The 14,639-nt window shown below is 62.4% G+C and carries 14 protein-coding genes; 8 read left to right on the forward strand and 6 right to left on the reverse strand.

Annotated features, from left to right (window positions below; translation table 11 throughout):
* Nucleotides 1–14 precede the first annotated feature (14 nt).
* The 3 genes from EEB12_RS11285 to EEB12_RS11295 all read left to right on the forward strand — a co-directional run bounded on the left by EEB12_RS11285 (nucleotide 15) and on the right by EEB12_RS11295 (nucleotide 3,750).
* On the forward strand, nucleotides 15–875 hold the full coding sequence (locus tag EEB12_RS11285; RefSeq protein ID WP_019746912.1) for an SDR family oxidoreductase: 861 nt from the start codon (nucleotides 15–17) through the stop codon (nucleotides 873–875).
* Nucleotides 872–1,600, forward strand: a complete 729-nt coding sequence (locus EEB12_RS11290; protein ID WP_007734116.1) for an acetoacetate decarboxylase family protein — start codon at nucleotides 872–874, stop codon at nucleotides 1,598–1,600. Before EEB12_RS11285 ends, EEB12_RS11290 begins: the two co-directional genes overlap by 4 nt.
* 95 nt (nucleotides 1,601–1,695) lie before the next feature.
* Complete coding sequence (locus tag EEB12_RS11295) at nucleotides 1,696–3,750, forward strand: neutral/alkaline ceramidase (RefSeq protein ID WP_141487776.1); 2,055 nt, start codon at nucleotides 1,696–1,698, stop codon at nucleotides 3,748–3,750.
* Between the two features lie 81 nt (nucleotides 3,751–3,831).
* Here EEB12_RS11295 and EEB12_RS11300 read toward each other — a convergent pair whose 3' ends face one another.
* Nucleotides 3,832–5,028 (reverse strand): MFS transporter, encoded by a 1,197-nt coding sequence (locus EEB12_RS11300; RefSeq protein WP_141487777.1) that lies wholly within the window; start codon nucleotides 5,026–5,028, stop codon nucleotides 3,832–3,834.
* A 143-nt stretch (nucleotides 5,029–5,171) separates the two neighbouring features.
* Between EEB12_RS11300 and EEB12_RS11305 the strand changes: the two genes are divergently transcribed.
* Nucleotides 5,172–5,618, forward strand: a complete 447-nt coding sequence (locus EEB12_RS11305) for a MarR family winged helix-turn-helix transcriptional regulator (RefSeq protein ID WP_003945852.1) — start codon at nucleotides 5,172–5,174, stop codon at nucleotides 5,616–5,618.
* On the opposite strand, the gene thrS is transcribed toward EEB12_RS11305, so the two are convergent.
* Entirely contained in the window at nucleotides 5,615–6,835 is a 1,221-nt protein-coding gene (gene thrS, locus EEB12_RS11310; RefSeq protein WP_047890333.1) for a threonine--tRNA ligase, read from the reverse strand. The genes EEB12_RS11305 and thrS overlap by 4 nt on opposite strands.
* Nucleotides 6,836–7,165: 330 nt before the next feature.
* Between thrS and EEB12_RS11315 the strand changes: the two genes are divergently transcribed.
* Nucleotides 7,166–8,440, forward strand: a complete 1,275-nt coding sequence (locus tag EEB12_RS11315; protein ID WP_019746908.1) for a DUF445 domain-containing protein — start codon at nucleotides 7,166–7,168, stop codon at nucleotides 8,438–8,440.
* A 14-nt stretch (nucleotides 8,441–8,454) separates the two neighbouring features.
* A complete protein-coding gene (locus EEB12_RS30820; RefSeq protein ID WP_019746907.1) occupies nucleotides 8,455–9,279 on the forward strand; it encodes an Abi-alpha family protein in 825 nt (274 codons plus the stop codon).
* 63 nt (nucleotides 9,280–9,342) lie between these two features.
* Here the strand turns inward: EEB12_RS30820 and hsaB are convergent, their stop codons facing one another.
* Genes hsaB through hsaA form a run of 4 tightly spaced genes read right to left on the reverse strand, consistent with a single transcriptional unit; the run spans nucleotide 9,343 to nucleotide 12,890 of the window.
* Nucleotides 9,343–9,927: a 3-hydroxy-9,10-secoandrosta-1,3,5(10)-triene-9,17-dione monooxygenase reductase subunit gene (gene hsaB, locus EEB12_RS11325; protein ID WP_003945677.1), complete on the reverse strand. Its 585-nt coding sequence runs from the start codon at nucleotides 9,925–9,927 to the stop codon at nucleotides 9,343–9,345.
* Complete coding sequence (gene hsaC / locus EEB12_RS11330; protein ID WP_020906158.1) at nucleotides 9,924–10,826, reverse strand: iron-dependent extradiol dioxygenase HsaC; 903 nt, start codon at nucleotides 10,824–10,826, stop codon at nucleotides 9,924–9,926. The genes hsaB and hsaC overlap by 4 nt, the downstream gene beginning before the upstream one ends.
* The gene (hsaD, locus tag EEB12_RS11335; RefSeq protein ID WP_019746906.1) at nucleotides 10,826–11,704 is read right to left on the reverse strand and encodes a 4,5:9,10-diseco-3-hydroxy-5,9,17-trioxoandrosta-1(10),2-diene-4-oate hydrolase; all 879 of its coding nucleotides are present in this window, start codon (nucleotides 11,702–11,704) and stop codon (nucleotides 10,826–10,828) included. Before hsaD ends, hsaC begins: the two co-directional genes overlap by 1 nt.
* A gap of 10 nt (nucleotides 11,705–11,714) precedes the next feature.
* The gene (gene hsaA, locus EEB12_RS11340) at nucleotides 11,715–12,890 is read right to left on the reverse strand and encodes a 3-hydroxy-9,10-secoandrosta-1,3,5(10)-triene-9,17-dione monooxygenase oxygenase subunit (protein ID WP_029537542.1); all 1,176 of its coding nucleotides are present in this window, start codon (nucleotides 12,888–12,890) and stop codon (nucleotides 11,715–11,717) included.
* 195 nt (nucleotides 12,891–13,085) lie between these two features.
* Between hsaA and EEB12_RS11345 the strand changes: the two genes are divergently transcribed.
* Both EEB12_RS11345 and EEB12_RS11350 read left to right on the forward strand, forming a co-directional pair.
* Nucleotides 13,086–14,246 carry a Rieske 2Fe-2S domain-containing protein gene (locus tag EEB12_RS11345; protein WP_003945847.1) on the forward strand — a complete coding sequence of 387 codons (1,161 nt, stop codon included), beginning with the start codon at nucleotides 13,086–13,088 and terminating at the stop codon, nucleotides 14,244–14,246.
* A gap of 2 nt (nucleotides 14,247–14,248) precedes the next feature.
* Nucleotides 14,249–14,620, forward strand: a complete 372-nt coding sequence (locus tag EEB12_RS11350; RefSeq protein WP_007734099.1) for a hypothetical protein — start codon at nucleotides 14,249–14,251, stop codon at nucleotides 14,618–14,620.
* The last annotated feature ends 19 nt before the right edge of the window (nucleotides 14,621–14,639 follow it).

Consider the following 14,639-nt stretch of genomic DNA (forward strand, 5'->3'; position numbering starts at 1 on the left):
ACCAGGAGACACACATGGACGACGACACCGCCTCAGCGGGCATACCCACTTTCACCGGCACATCGATACTGGTGACCGGCGGCGGTAGTGGCATCGGTCTGGGCATCGCTCGTTCGCTGGTTGCGTCTGGCGCTCACGTCACGATCTGCGGACGCAACAAGGAGAAACTCGAAGCTGCCGCCGAATCGATCCGGCAGTCGAGTCCGGAAGGATCGGTCAGCGTCTCCCCTACCGACGTCACGATCGAGGCAGACGTCGTCGCCGCTGTTGCCGCGGCGGTCTCCGTCACCGGAAAGCTCGACGGAGTCGTGGCCTGCGCCGGCGGGAACGAAACCATCGCACCGGTCACGCAACTCGACGTCGACGCGTGGCGCCGCACCGTCGACCTCAACGTCACGGGGACCATGCTGACGATCAAGCACGGCGCCCGGGCGCTGGTGGCAGGAGGCGGTGGATCCATCGTCGCGATCTCGTCGATCGCCAGCAGCAACACACATCGCTGGTTCGGCGCGTACGGCGTCTCGAAGTCCGGCGTCGACCACCTGGTGCAATTGGCGGCAGACGAACTGGGCGCCAGCAACATTCGTGTCAATGCGATCCGGCCGGGTCTCACCCGAACGGATCTGGTCGCGCTCATCACCGACGGTGGCCCCATCCTGGACGATTACCTGGCCAACACTCCGCTCGAACGCGTCGGCGAGGTCGAGGACGTCGCCGGACTCGCTTCCTTCCTCCTCGGACCGCAGTCCACCTGGATCACCGGGCAGATCATCAACGTCGACGGAGGCCAAATGCTGCGCCGCGGACCGGATTTCCGCTCGATGCTCGAACCCGTCTACGGATCCGACGGACTCCGCGGGGTGGTCGCGCCATGAGCTACACGATTCTGGGCAAGAAGGTCGAGATGCCCGTCGAAGTTCGCACCGCGTCGGCCTTCATGGCGTTGTACTCGGTACCCAGCGCAACGGCGCAGTCGATCATCGATTACACCGGCTTGACCGTCCTCCAATACCGTCCCGGCCGGGCGCTGTGCGGCCTGGTTTTTGTCGACTACATCGATGGGGATCTAGGTCCGTACAACGAATTCGGGGTGACGTACATGGTGCGCAGCCACACTGCGCCTCCCGAAACCTCGGTGCTGGGAGATCTACGTTCGCTCGCTGCCGGAACTGCAGGGGCACTCATTCACGAGTTGCCGGTGGACGGAGAGTTCACCAAGGCCGCCGGCCGGGAAATCTGGGGATTCCCGAAGGTGCTCGCCGAGTTCGACACCGAGCACGTCGGCTCGGTCAAGCGCGGATCCGTCTCGCGCGACGGCAAACTCATCACACAGTTGAGTGTGAAGTCCGGCGTCAGCGTGCCTGGCGGCGGAGCCAACATGTCGTTGGCCGCGTACTCGCATCTCGACGGCGCAACCAGGTGCACGTCGTGGGACATGGCGCCGACCGGCGTCAAATCGCGCCCTGGTGGAGCAGAGGTTCAGCTGGGTAGTCACCCGATGGCGGCGGAGCTTCGGAAACTGGGACTCCCCCGCCGGGCCCTGATGACCACGACCATCAAAAACCTGGCGATGACGTTCGGGGAGGCGACAACGATCTGAGTGTCGGCCGACGGCACCCCTTTCGGTCACGTGTGACTCGGGCTACACTCCTGGACGGTTGACCAACTCGCGTCAGACCGCCCGAAAGGACACTCGTGCAGATCACCCGACGCACCGTACTGGCAGGCGCTGCCGCCGCACCTGCGCTCGCCGCTCTGTCGACGAACCAGGCCGTCGCAGCTTCGCCGGCACGCACCGTTTCACCCGCACGTACCGACAAGTCGTCGTCGTTGCAGGTGGGCGTCGGGATCTCCGATGTGACCGGACCGGTCGCCGAGGTCGGCATGATGGGCTACTCGAGCTTCGACCAACGCGCCGAAGGCCTGCACCAGCGAATGCGCGCACGCGCCTTCATCTTCGAGTCCGGCGGGTCACGGGTCGCCTACGTGTGCGTCGACAACTGCATGATCTTCCAGTCCGTTCACGACGAGGTCCTACGCCGGCTGGCTGGGAAATTCGGCGACATCTACACCGAACGCAACGTCATGTTGACGGCCATCCATTCACACGCGGCATGTGGTGGGGCCTCGCACAACTACGCGTACAACCTCGCAGTTCTCGGCTTCGAACTGCAGGTGTTCGAAGCCGAGGTCAACGGCATGGTCGAGGCGATCAGCGCTGCCCACGAGAACCTGGCGCCGGGCTCCGTCCGTTTCGGGCGGTCCGATCTCACCGATGCCAGCGTCAACCGATCACGAGTGGCGTTCGACCTCAACCCCGAAGAGGACAAGGCCTACTACCCCGGTGGCAACGATCACCACATGCGTGTCATGCGGATCAGCCGGGGCAGCAAGGACATCGGTGCGATCAACTGGTTCGCCACCCACTGCGCCTCGCTCACGAACGAGAACCATCTCATCTCCGGGGACAACAAGGGCGCCGCGGCGTACTTCTGGGAGCACGACGACCGGGGTGTGCGTTACCTCGACGGCGACACCAGTTTCATTGCCGCTTTTCCGCAGACCAACAGCGGCGACATGTCACCGAACCTCTTCCTCGAGCCCGGACGCGGACCGACCGAGGACGAATTCGAGAATGCACGCATCATCGGGCTGCGCCAGGTTGCGGCGGCTCGAACTGCCTTCGGCTCGGCCTCCGAAACCGTCACTGGTGGTGTCGACAGTCGGATCATGTACCTGGACATGGCAAATCAGGTGGTGAGCGGAAGATTCACCCCGGACGGGCGCGAGCACCGCACTGCACCGGCAGCGATCGGTGCGGCAATGAGCGCCGGAAGCGTCGAGGACGGGCCGGCAATTCCGATCTTCCCCGAGGGCACCCGAAACCCCATGATCGACGCCTTGGGCGGCATGGATGCTCCTGTGCCTCAATGGCTTCAGGATGCACAGGCTCCCAAGCTCGTAGTCGTTCCGGTCGGCCTGTTGCCACCGGGCGGATGGGTGCCGAACGTACTGAAGATCCAGATCCTGCGGATCGGCCAGTTCTACATCGTCGGTGGCCCTGCGGAATTCACCATCGTCTCCGGATTACGAGTGCGTCGAACCGTCGCCGAGGAGCTTGGGGTTCCCCTCGAGAACGTCATCTTCCAGGGCTACGCGAACTCGTACTCGAGCTACTGCACCACGCCACAGGAATACGATTCGCAGCAGTACGAGGGCGGTTCGACGATGTTCGGCCGTTACACACTGCCGGCCTATCAACAGGGGTACGCCGCTCTCGCAGCCGCGATGCGCGACGGCACCGAACCTCCTCGCGGCCCCGCGCCGGCCGACCTGTCCGGGTTCCAACCCAGCTTCGGACCTGGCGTCGACTTCGACGAGCCCTTGCCGGGAACACAATTCGGCGATGCGACCGTCCAGCCCGGCGACGGCTCACCGGGTGCGCAGGTTGCCGTCGAGTTCGTCACCGGCCACCCCAAGAACGACACTCACCGAAACGGGACCTTCTACGAGATCCAGCGAAATACCGGCGGATCCTGGACACGGGTCGCCGACGACAACGACTGGTCCACCAAACTGCACTGGCGCCGGGTCGGGAGCAACGGTTCCGTCGTGCGCATCACGTGGGATGTTCCGGTCGATACTCCGGCGGGTACGTATCGAGTCCAACACTTCGGTGCGTCGAAGGCTCGGGGTAGCGGCGCGATTTCGCCGTTCTCCGGGGTGACGTCCGAATTCCGCCTCACCTGACCCGCGTGAACGTATCGCTCCCCTTGTTGGACAAGGGGAGCGATACGTTCACGCGATGGGATCAGAGCGCAATGGCCACGTTCAGGCGGCGGTCGGGTGCAGCGAGATGCTCGACGTCGACTGCTCTGACGCTGCCGGGCGGTCGATCTTCGCCGCGACGATCAGGACCAGCAGACCGGCGACGGTGACCGCCGCCCCCATCCAGATCGGGGAGGTGAAGCCGAGTCCCGCGGCGATGGTGATTCCGCCCAGCCATGCCCCGAGCGCGTTGCCGACGTTGAAGGCGGCAATATTTGCACCCGATGCCATGGTCGGTGCGGCCGACGCGTAGTTCATGATCCGCATCTGCAGACCTGGAACCGTCGCAAAACCGAAGGCGCCCATGAAGAACAGCGAGATCACGGTCATGACTTTGCTCTCGGCGGTGGCGGCGAACACGATCAGAACGACGGTCAGGATCGCGAGAATCCAGACCAGCGACTTCGTCAGCGAGCGGTCGGCCGCCTTGGCTCCGAGGAAGTTACCGACGAACAGGCCCGAGCCGAAGAGGATGAGCAGCCACGGAACGCTGGACGTCGCGAAGCCGGTGACCTCGGTGAGGGTGAAGGCGATGTAGGTGAAGGCTCCGAACATTCCGCCGTAGCCGAGGATGGTGATGGCGATCGAGAGCCATACCTGCTTGTTGCGGAATGCCCCCAACTCTCCGCGCAATCCGCCACCGGTCGTGCTGGCAGGCGTCGTCGGGACGAGTGCTGCAATTCCGATCAGGGCGATGACGCCGATGACAGTGATGGCCCAGAAGGTCGAGCGCCATCCGAGTTGCTGGCCCAGCAGAGTGCCGAACGGAACGCCGAGAACGTTGGCGATGGTCAGGCCCGCGAACATCATCGCGATGGCGCCGGCACGCTTGTTGGGCGCGACCATGTCGGCGGCAACCACCGAACCGATCCCGAAGAACGCACCGTGGCACAGTGCCGCAACGATGCGTCCGCCCATCATGACCTCGTAGGAGGGCGCGAGCGCGGACATCAGGTTGCCGATGATGAACAGCACCATGAGCGAGAGAAGGACCTTCTTGCGCTCGAAGCGGGTGACGGCAGCGGTCAGGAGGATCGCGCCGATCGCCACCGACAGTGCGTAGCCCGAGATCAGGTAGCCCGCGACGGACTCGGTGACCTCGAAATCAGCCGAGACCTCGGGCAGGAGGCCCATGATGACAAATTCGGTGAGGCCGATCCCGAACCCGCCCATAGCGAGGGCAATGAGACCCAATGGCATCTCGATGTTCCTTTCACAGATTTACGCGTAAGCCGTTAGCGGGCGTGTGCAGTAGTTGCAGGCGCGCTATAAATAGTTGCACGCGCGCGCTACATGCGCAAGCTGGTAACCTGGAGTCGCAGGAAACGGACAAGGAGAATCACATGGGGATCGCCGACGACGCCGTCGAAATCCGTTCGCAAGGGTGGCGCACGCTCGCAGCACTGCACGGCGCCCTCGACACCGAACTGGAACGCGCGCTCCAGCGTGAGCACAAACTGTCCGTCGTCGAATACACCGTGCTCGACGCACTGAGCCGCCAGGACGGCTGGCACATGCGGATGGCCCAGCTGGCTCGCGCTGCCGCACTGAGCAGCAGCGCCACGACGCGCTTGGTCAATCGACTCGAAGATCGAGGACTACTGACGCGCATCCTGTGCGCCGACGACCGTCGAGGCATCTACACCGAACTGACGCCGGCCGGCCGCGAGCTTCTCGAAAGCGCACGGCCGACGCACGACGCCACCCTCGAGGCCGCACTCGACGAGGCGTGCAAAACGCCCGAACTCGCGCCACTGGTGCGCGCGCTCCACGAACTACCCGTCGGCTAGAAGTCTGCCGGAAGCAGGGCACGCTCCTCGATGCCCGAGACCACCTGAGCGACAAACACACTCGCATCGACGACCGCCCGCCCACCACGCGCAGGGACCAGAACGTCGACGGTGCCGCCGTGCACCTCGTTGTCCCCGATCACCGCGATGTACGGGTCACGGTGAGTGCGTGCCTCGCGGATGCGACGTCCCAACGATCCGTCAGGCGCGATCGCCACTCGAACATCGCGAGCCTCGAGATCGGCCCGCAAACGCTCGGCCTCAACCTGGTGCCGGTCGCCGACGGGCAGAATCGAGACTTGGTTGGGTGCCAGCCACGGCGGCATCCGCCCTTCGAACCTTTCGATCAAAAGCGCAGTCATGCGTTCCATCGACCCGAGCAAGCCCCGATGGATCATGACGGGGCGAGCCTTGGATCCGTCCTCAGCGGTGTACTCGAGGTCGAACCGCTCCGGTTGATTGAAGTCGAGTTGCACGGTCGAGAGTGTTTCCTCGCGGCCGTGCGCGTCTCGCACCTGGACGTCGATCTTGGGACCGTAGAACGCTGCCTCCCCCTTCGCTTCCACGTACTCGATCGAGCGTGCATTCAGCGCCTCGCGAAGGTGATCCTCGGCGTCCGCCCACTGCTCGTCGGTGCCGAGGTACTGCCCCTCTCCCCCTCTGATCGAGAGGCGGTACTCCCGTTCGGCAATCCCCAGAGTCGAGTAGCAGCGCTCGATCGCGACGAGCGCGACGATCACTTCCGCTTGCACTTGTTCACGACTACAGAAGACATGTGCGTCGTCGAGATTGATCTGTCGGACTCGACTCAATCCGCTGAGAACTCCGGAGAGTTCGCTACGGAACATCGAGCCGAGTTCACGAACGCGGAAAGGTAGCTCGCGATAACTACGACCGCGAGCGGCGAATACCTGAGCGTGATGAGGACAGTTAGCCGGACGAAGGAGAAATGACTCTCCGCCTATCTTCATTTCGGGGAACATGTCTTCCGAGAACTTGGACCAATGACCAGATCTCTCGTACAACTCTTTCTTCGCCATAACCGGGGTATAGACACCCTGACAACCGGAGCGCGCTGCTTGTTCGGCGGCGAACTTTTCGAGTTCGTTCCTGATGACGGCGCCGTCCGGTAACCAGAGCGGAAGGCCGGCTCCGACTATGGGGGTGGTGGCGAAAAACTCCAGGTCGCGCCCGAGTTCGCGGTGGTCAACGCTCATGAGAGCTCTCCAAATCGTTCAAGGGGAGACGCACGCGGAGCGACGAAACAGGAAAGCCCCGGGGCGATAACTCCCGGGGCTGAAAGGGTTCGGTCAGCAGTTGCTAAACGATGCGCCGGAAGAGAACCGGCGTCGTCGTGTTGTGCGCAATACTGACCATGTACGTGAGGTTACATCAACTTCCTACCCACCTACAGCCCGAATTGTCGGGCCTCTATGCTGACGCAACTGGGAAGGCGCAGCAGTAGCCAACGAAACACCCACGAAGAGCGAAGTTTCGGCAATCATGTCCGAACGTGAGGTTCTCGGATATGAGGAGGATGTGCGACGGTGCCGGACCACTTGCTCGAACAGTTGATCACCATTCCTTTGTTCACCGGAATCATCGGGTACATCACCAATTGGTCGGGCGTCCTGATGCTGTTTGCGCCGATCAACTTCCACGGGATCAAAGTGCCCGGCCTCAAACTGCTCTTCCCGTTCCTCCCCCGGCGCGTCCAGGTGATCCCCGCGATCACCAGCGACGGCAGATTCGGTTGGCAAGGCATCGTCCCCTCGCGGGCGGAGAAGATGGCGTCGATCGCCGTCGACAAATCCCTCGCGAAAGTCGGAAGCATCGCCGATTTCTATCGCGTCCTGGACCCGGACAGCATCGCCGAGCACTTGGTGAACATCTCCCGCAGTGAAGTGCGCGGCGTGGTCACCAGAATCATGACGGCCGAGAATCCTCAGCTGTGGCACAACCTTCCGACGTCGGTGAAGGAAGCCGTCTTCCGCAAGGTGGAGGACGATCTGCCGGCCAGCGTGCGCATGATCACCGACCGCATCGAAGAGGACATCGACGAGTTCATCGACGCGAAGCTGATGGTGATCCGCTACCTCTCCTCGCATCCCAAACTGCTCAACGACATCTTCCGCACGATGGGCAACAAAGAGCTCAGGTTCATGCAGAACTTCGGCTTCTACTTCGGGTTCCCGATGGGCTTCGTGCTCGTCGGAATCCTCCATCTGGTTCCGCAGTGGTGGGTGCTTCCCATCGGTGGCGTGATCATCGGGTACATCGTGAACTACCTGGGAATCACGATGATCTTCGAACCGATCACCCCCAGCCGTTGGGTGCCGTGGCGGCAGGGACTTTTCCTCAAACGCCGCACCGAGATCATCGCCGGGTACGCAAAAACCCTGGCCGATCACGTCGTGACGCTCGAGAACATCGGCACCGAACTCCTCGAAGGTCCCCGCTCGGACCGAACGCGGCGGATGCTCGATCAGGTACTGCGCGAATCCGTCGACGACGCCGCCGGCTGGGCAAAGTCGGTGGTCAAGATGACCGTCGGTTCGCAGAGCTACAAGCGTCTGCCCGGCCTGGCCACCACCGAAGTGCTCGATCTGTACCCAAGGGTCTTCGAGGACGCGGAGTTCGCCGAGAGCCAGTCGGAGAAGATTCGTGTCTTCGTCACCGAACGCATGAGCATCCTTTCACCGGAAGATTTCAGTGAACTACTACGCTCAGCCGTCAAACAGGACGAGTGGCTGTTGTTCGTACACGGGGCCGTGCTGGGCTCGTTTGCCGGTTTCCTGCACCTCGCAATATTCGGAGTATGAGTCGGAGTATGAGTATGAGTGAGCACGACCATCGCCTGATCGTCGAAGCGGAATCGTACGACTGGGCTGCGGACATCGCGCCGGTCGAATCCGTGGAAAAGCGTCTGATCCGCAGCCTTGTCGGGCTTACTGCCACGACGACGCTCACGTCGATCAAGCTGACGGGTTGGGCTTTCGGGACGGCGAAGGAGGCGACGCGGCAGATCGTTCAGGCTGCCGCCGAAGCCGCGGCAGAGGCCGCTGAATCGGCCAATGTTCAATCCGAACGTCGGGCCGAGAACTCCAACGGAGACGGCTCGCGGACCGAAAACCTACGGGCAGCAATGGCAACTCGAACCAATCGCAAACAGAGTGTCGAAGCCACTCTCGCGGCGCTGCGGGCACGCGGCGACAGGTTGCTGGACCGTTCCGCGGACGTGACCGATCGCGACGATCTGCACCCGGCCTACGACCGGATCCTTGACGAGATCGCGCCGGACGAAGCTCGAATTCTTCGGTTGCTGGCCACTTCAGGTGCGCAACCGAGCGTGGACGTACGTACGGCGCGGCCGTTCGGCGTCGGCTCGGAGATGATCGACGAGGGTCTGTCGATGATCGGAGAACTGGCGGGATGTCGTCATCTGGACCGCATCAGCGCGTACCTGAACAACCTGCATCGGCTCGGTTTGGTGGCGTTCTCACGCGAACCCGTCGAGGCCGACCGGTACCAGGTGGTCGAGGTACAGCCGTCGGTGATCGAGGCGGTCAAGCGAGCCGGACGATCCAACAAGATAGTGCGTCGTAGCATCCTGCTGACGCCGTTCGGTGACGACTTCTGTCATACCTGTTTTTCTCTGTAGGGCCTCCGGCCCCGTGAGTGGTCAAGGAGGCCCTGGACTCCTTAACCACTCACGGGGTTGCCACTACAGCCAGGTATCTTCTGTCGTGGTCGTCAGGAACGCTTCCAGATCGTCACGCCAGGTAGCCGGAACAGTCTTGTCCGGCTCGATGCCCGTGTACTGCCCGCGATAGAAGAGCAGCGGGCGTTCGGTCTTGATCTCACTCATCGACGACACACGTCCGAAGACGACGTAGTGATCACCGCCGTCGTGGACGGTTTCCACCGTGCAGTCGATGTGGGCGAGCGACTTGTCGATGATCGGTGACCCCAACGGTGATGGCGTCCAATCGATACCCGCGAACTTGTCCGGCTCACGCGACCCGAAACGAGCACACACCGCCTGCTGTTCCTCCGCCAACACGTTGACGGCGAACTTCCCGGTCCGCTCGATTGCCGCCCACGACCGAGAACCCTTGGTGGGGCAGAACAACACCAAAGGTGGGTCGAGTGACAGGGCAGCGAAAGACTGACACGCGAACCCGACCGGCTCACCGTCGTCGACTGTCGTGATGATGGTGATACCCGTGCAGAATTGCCCGAGAACCGTGCGGAACTGGCGTGGATCGATGGCCTGTTCCGCACTCACCGACGCGTCGGGCGAACTCACGGCTTCATTCCCACCGTGAAGTCGTGACCCCACAGGCTCACGGCCGTGCTTTCCCTCGCGATCCAGTTTTCGTCCTCGACCTCTAGCCCCTCACAACCGAATTCGATGTCGAACCCGCCCGGAGTCTTCATGTAGAACGAGAGCATCTCGTCGTTGACGTGGCGACCGAGAGTCGCCGACATCTTGACCTTCTTGCGCAGTGCCCGGTCGAGGCACAGTCCGACGTCGTCGGAGTTCTCCACCTCGAGCATCAGGTGCACGATGCCCGTCGGGTTGGGCAACGGCAGGAACGCCAAGCTGTGGTGACGCGGGTTGCAGCCGAGGAACCTCAGCCACGCCGGGTCGCCGTCCGCGGGCCGGCCGACCATCTGCGGAGGCAGACGCATCGAGTCGCGAAGCTTGAATCCGAGTACGTCGCGGTAGAACCGCAGCGAAGCATCGTCGTCGTCGGTGGTGAGCACGACGTGGCCGAGGCCCTGCTCGCCCGTCACGAACCTGTGCCCGTACGGGCTCACGATCCGGCGGTGTTCGAGAGCAGCTCCGTGGAACACCTCGAGGGAGTTGCCCGAGGTGTCCTCGAACGCGATCATCTCGACGACGCGACGGTCCTTGAGCTGCTCCGCCGTGCCTTCCTTGAACGGAACACCGGCTGCCGACAACCTGTCACGGATATCCTGCAGCTCAGCCGCATTCGCGGTTTCCCAGCCCGAGACGAGCAGACGGTCCGTGTCGTTCGGAACGATGACAAGACGCGCCGGGAAGTCGTCCATACGCAGATACAGTGAATCCGCGTCGACGCCCTTGCCCTCGATCATTCCGAGGATCTTGAGTCCGTATTCGCGCCACGCAGCCATGTCGGTGGCCCCGATGCGCATGTACGCCAGAGATCGAATACCCATCATTTACCTCCGTCGAGCAGGAAGTCGGTTGCGAGCCGGTTGAATTCGTCGAACTTCTCGAGCTGTGCCCAGTGACCGCAACCGCCGAAGACGTGGAGTTGCGCGCGCGGGATCATCTTGAGCGCAACCAGTGCGCCGTCGAGGGGGTTGACCCGATCCTCACGGCCCCAGATCAGCAACACACGCTGTCGAAGCTTGTACGCCTCGCGCCAGAGCATGCCAAGCTCGAAGTCACCGCTGGAGAAGGACTTACCCATCGCCTTGGCCGCAGCCAGCGACTCGGGAGTGCTGGCGGCAGCAAAGCGTTCGTCGACGAGTTCCGGCGTGATCAGCTTCTGATCGAAGACCATGATCCGCAAGAATGCTTCGAGGTTCTCCCGTGTGGGCTGGTAGCTGAACTTCCCGAGGTTCTTGACGCCCTCGGTGGGGTCCGGCGCAAACAGGTTGACACTCAGACCGCCGGGGCCCATCAGAACGAGGCGACCCGCACGGTCCGGGTAGTCGAGTGCAAAACGAACAGCAGCGCCACCACCGAGCGAATTACCCAGCAGATCAACGCGACCGGTGATCTCGAGCGTATCCAGAAGATCATTGAGCGCCGACGCACTGTGCACGAAGTACTGCGGATGCTCCGTCGGCTTGTCGGACTGCCCGTAACCGGGCTGATCGACGGCGATGACGTGAAAGTTCTTCGCCAACACCGGAATGTTGCGGGCGAAGTTCGACCACGACGACGCGCCTGGGCCACCGCCGTGCAGCAGCACGATGGTCTTGTCGTTTCCGACGCCTGCCTCGTGGAAGTGCAGTTTCAGATCGGGGCGCACTTGCGCGAACCGCGAAGTGGACTCGTAGGTGAGAGCTTCTTCGGTGGTTGTCACTGAGCCTCCTCTAGACCATCGTGTCGGTGATCGGCAGACCGAATTCGCCGGTTCCGAACATGACGTATGCGCGTTCGGGATCGTTCGCGGCGTGGACGCGACCAGCGTGGGCGTCGCGCCAGAAACGCTGAATCGGAGTGCCGTTCTGCAGCGCCGTGGCACCGGAGTTCTCGAAAAGCTTGTCGATCGAGGCGATCGCGCGGCCCGTGGCGCGCACCTGGTCGCGTCGAGCGCGCAGCCGCAGTTCCATCGGAACCTCTTCGCCTGCAAGGATCAACGCGTACTCGTCGGCGACGTTGCCGGAGAGCTGACGCCACGCGGCGTCGATGTCACTGGACGCCTCGGCGATACGCACCTTGGCGAACGGATCGTCCTTCGACTTCTCGCCGGCGAACGCAGCGCGAACACGCTTGCCTTGATGCTCGACGTGCGCTTCGTAAGCGCCGTAAGCCATTCCGACGATCGGCGCCGAGATCGTGGTGGGGTGAATGGTTCCCCACGGCATCTTGTAGACCGGCGCGGTGTTGTTTTCGAGGCCGGGGGCGGTCAGTTCGCTCATCGCCCGGAAGCTCAGCACGCGATGCGTGGGAACAAAAACATCCTTGACCACAACGGTATTGGAGCCGGTTCCACGCAGGCCGACCACATTCCACACGTCGTCGATCTGGTAGTCCTCGCGAGGAATCAGGTAGCTCACGAAATCGACTGCGCGGCCGTCCTTGAACACCGGACCACCGAGAACGGCCCAGCTGGCATGGTCACAACCCGAGGACCACGCCCACGCACCGTTGACCTTGTATCCGCCCTCGACTACTTCACCCATACCCATCGGAGCGTAAGAGGACGAGATGCGCACGTCAGTGTCGTTGCCCCACACGTCTTCCTGCGCCTGCTGAGAGAAGAGGGCGAGGTGCCAGTTGTGTACCCCGATGATCGAGGAGACCCACCCTGTGGAACCGCACGCGCTGGCGATCTTCTTGACCGCGGAGTAGAACAGCACCGGATCGGCTTCGTATCCGCCCCACTGCTTCGGCTGCAGCAAGCGGAAGAAGCCTGTTTCCTGGAGTCCCTTGATGGACTCGTCGGGGATACGACGCAGATCCTCGGTCTCCTGTGCGCGCTCGCGCAGTGCCGGCAGTAGTGCGTCGAGCCTCTGCATCACCTCGTGGCTGTCATGGTTACCCACTTCGACGCTCCCGTCTTCCTCGATCGGTTGGTTCACTTACACTTGAGACTAGAACACGTTCTCTTTTCTGTCGAGACGCTGACAAAGGTCCCGTTTGTGGCCGCAATGCTGTAACAAGTGCCCCCAAAATCTGGCGGAACCGGATCGAGTTCTATAACGTGTTCTACTAACAGCTAGAAGGGATGTGAGGTCACAATGGCGCAGATTCGCGAGATCGACGTCGGAACGGTGCAAACGCGTTTCGCCCGCGGTTGGCACTGCCTGGGTCTACTGAAGACCTTCAAGGACGGCAAACCGCACGCGATCGAGGCTTTCGGTACGAAGCTCGTGGTGTTCGCCGACAGCAAGGGCGACATCAAAGTTCTCGACGGATACTGCCGTCACATGGGCGGTGACCTCACACAAGGCGAGGTCAAGGGTGATTCCATCGCCTGCCCCTTCCACGACTGGCGCTGGGGCGGCAACGGAAAGTGCACCGGCATTCCTTATGCCCGCCGCGTGCCCCCGCTCGCACGTACCCGCGCGTGGACGACCCTCGAGCAGAACGGTCAGCTCTTCGTCTGGAACGACCCCGAGGGCAATCCGCCGCCCGAGGAGATCGTGATTCCTCGTATCGAGGGTGCGTACAGCGACGAATGGACCGACTGGACCTGGAACTCCATGGTCATCGAGGGGTCCAACTGCCGCGAGATCATCGACAACGTGGTCGACATGGCGCACTTCTACTACATCCACTACGCCTTCCCGACGTACTTCAAGAACGTCTTCGAAGGTGAGATCGCCACTCAGTACCTCAACACCACCGGCCGTCCCGACATCGGAATGGCCTCCCAGTACGGCGGCGACACGCTTCTTCGCTCCGAAGCTGCGTATTACGGACCGTCGTACATGGTCAATCCCCTGTGGAACAGCTACAGCGGATACGAGGTCGAGAGTGTTCTGATCAACTGCCACTACCCGATCAGCCCGGACTCGTTCGTGCTGCAGTGGGGCGTGACAGTCAAGAAGCCGACGGGTGTCTCCGACGAGATGGCCGACAAGTTGGCCGGCAAGTTCACCGAGGGCATCAGCGAGGGGTTCCTACAGGACGTCGCGATCTGGAAGAACAAGACCAAGATCGAGAATCCCCTCCTCTGCGAAGAAGACGGCCCCGTCTACCAGCTACGACGCTGGTACGAGCAGTTCTACGTGGACAAGGCAGACGTCACCGAGAAGATGACGCAGCGCTTCGAGTTCGAGGTGGACACCACCAAGGCAAACGAGGCCTGGCACGCCGAGGTCGAGGAAAACCTCGCACGCCAGAAGGCCGAGAAGGAAGCTGCAGCAGAAGCGGCAAAGAAAGAAGCAGAGGTCTAATCGTGAGCGCCTCGATCGGAACCGACGCACGGTGGGCTCGTTGGGCCAAGGCACCGGACTTTGCCGGGCAGACGGAACGACTCGAGGCGATCGCTGCCCAGACGATCGAGGACAAGCACGAATACCTCGACTCGGGTCTGCAGGAAGTCGACTGCAAGGCATGCGGTGCCTGCGTACTTGTTCGCAAGAACACGTACAAGCACACCAGTGTTCAGTGGACTTCCGACCCGGCGCTGCGTTGTCACACCTTCAAAGAGGCCATTGCTTCCGGGCAGTCGACGGCATTGAAGGACGGTTGCCCGAAACTGCACGACAGCATCGCCGACGCAGTAAGGGACGGCACCATCACGGTGCGTGATCCCGAGGTCAGCTGACCTGATTGTGTAGAACGAG

The sequence above is a fragment of the Rhodococcus sp. WS1 genome (assembly GCF_003797745.1).
GTDB classification, from domain to species: domain Bacteria; phylum Actinomycetota; class Actinomycetes; order Mycobacteriales; family Mycobacteriaceae; genus Rhodococcus_F; species Rhodococcus_F erythropolis.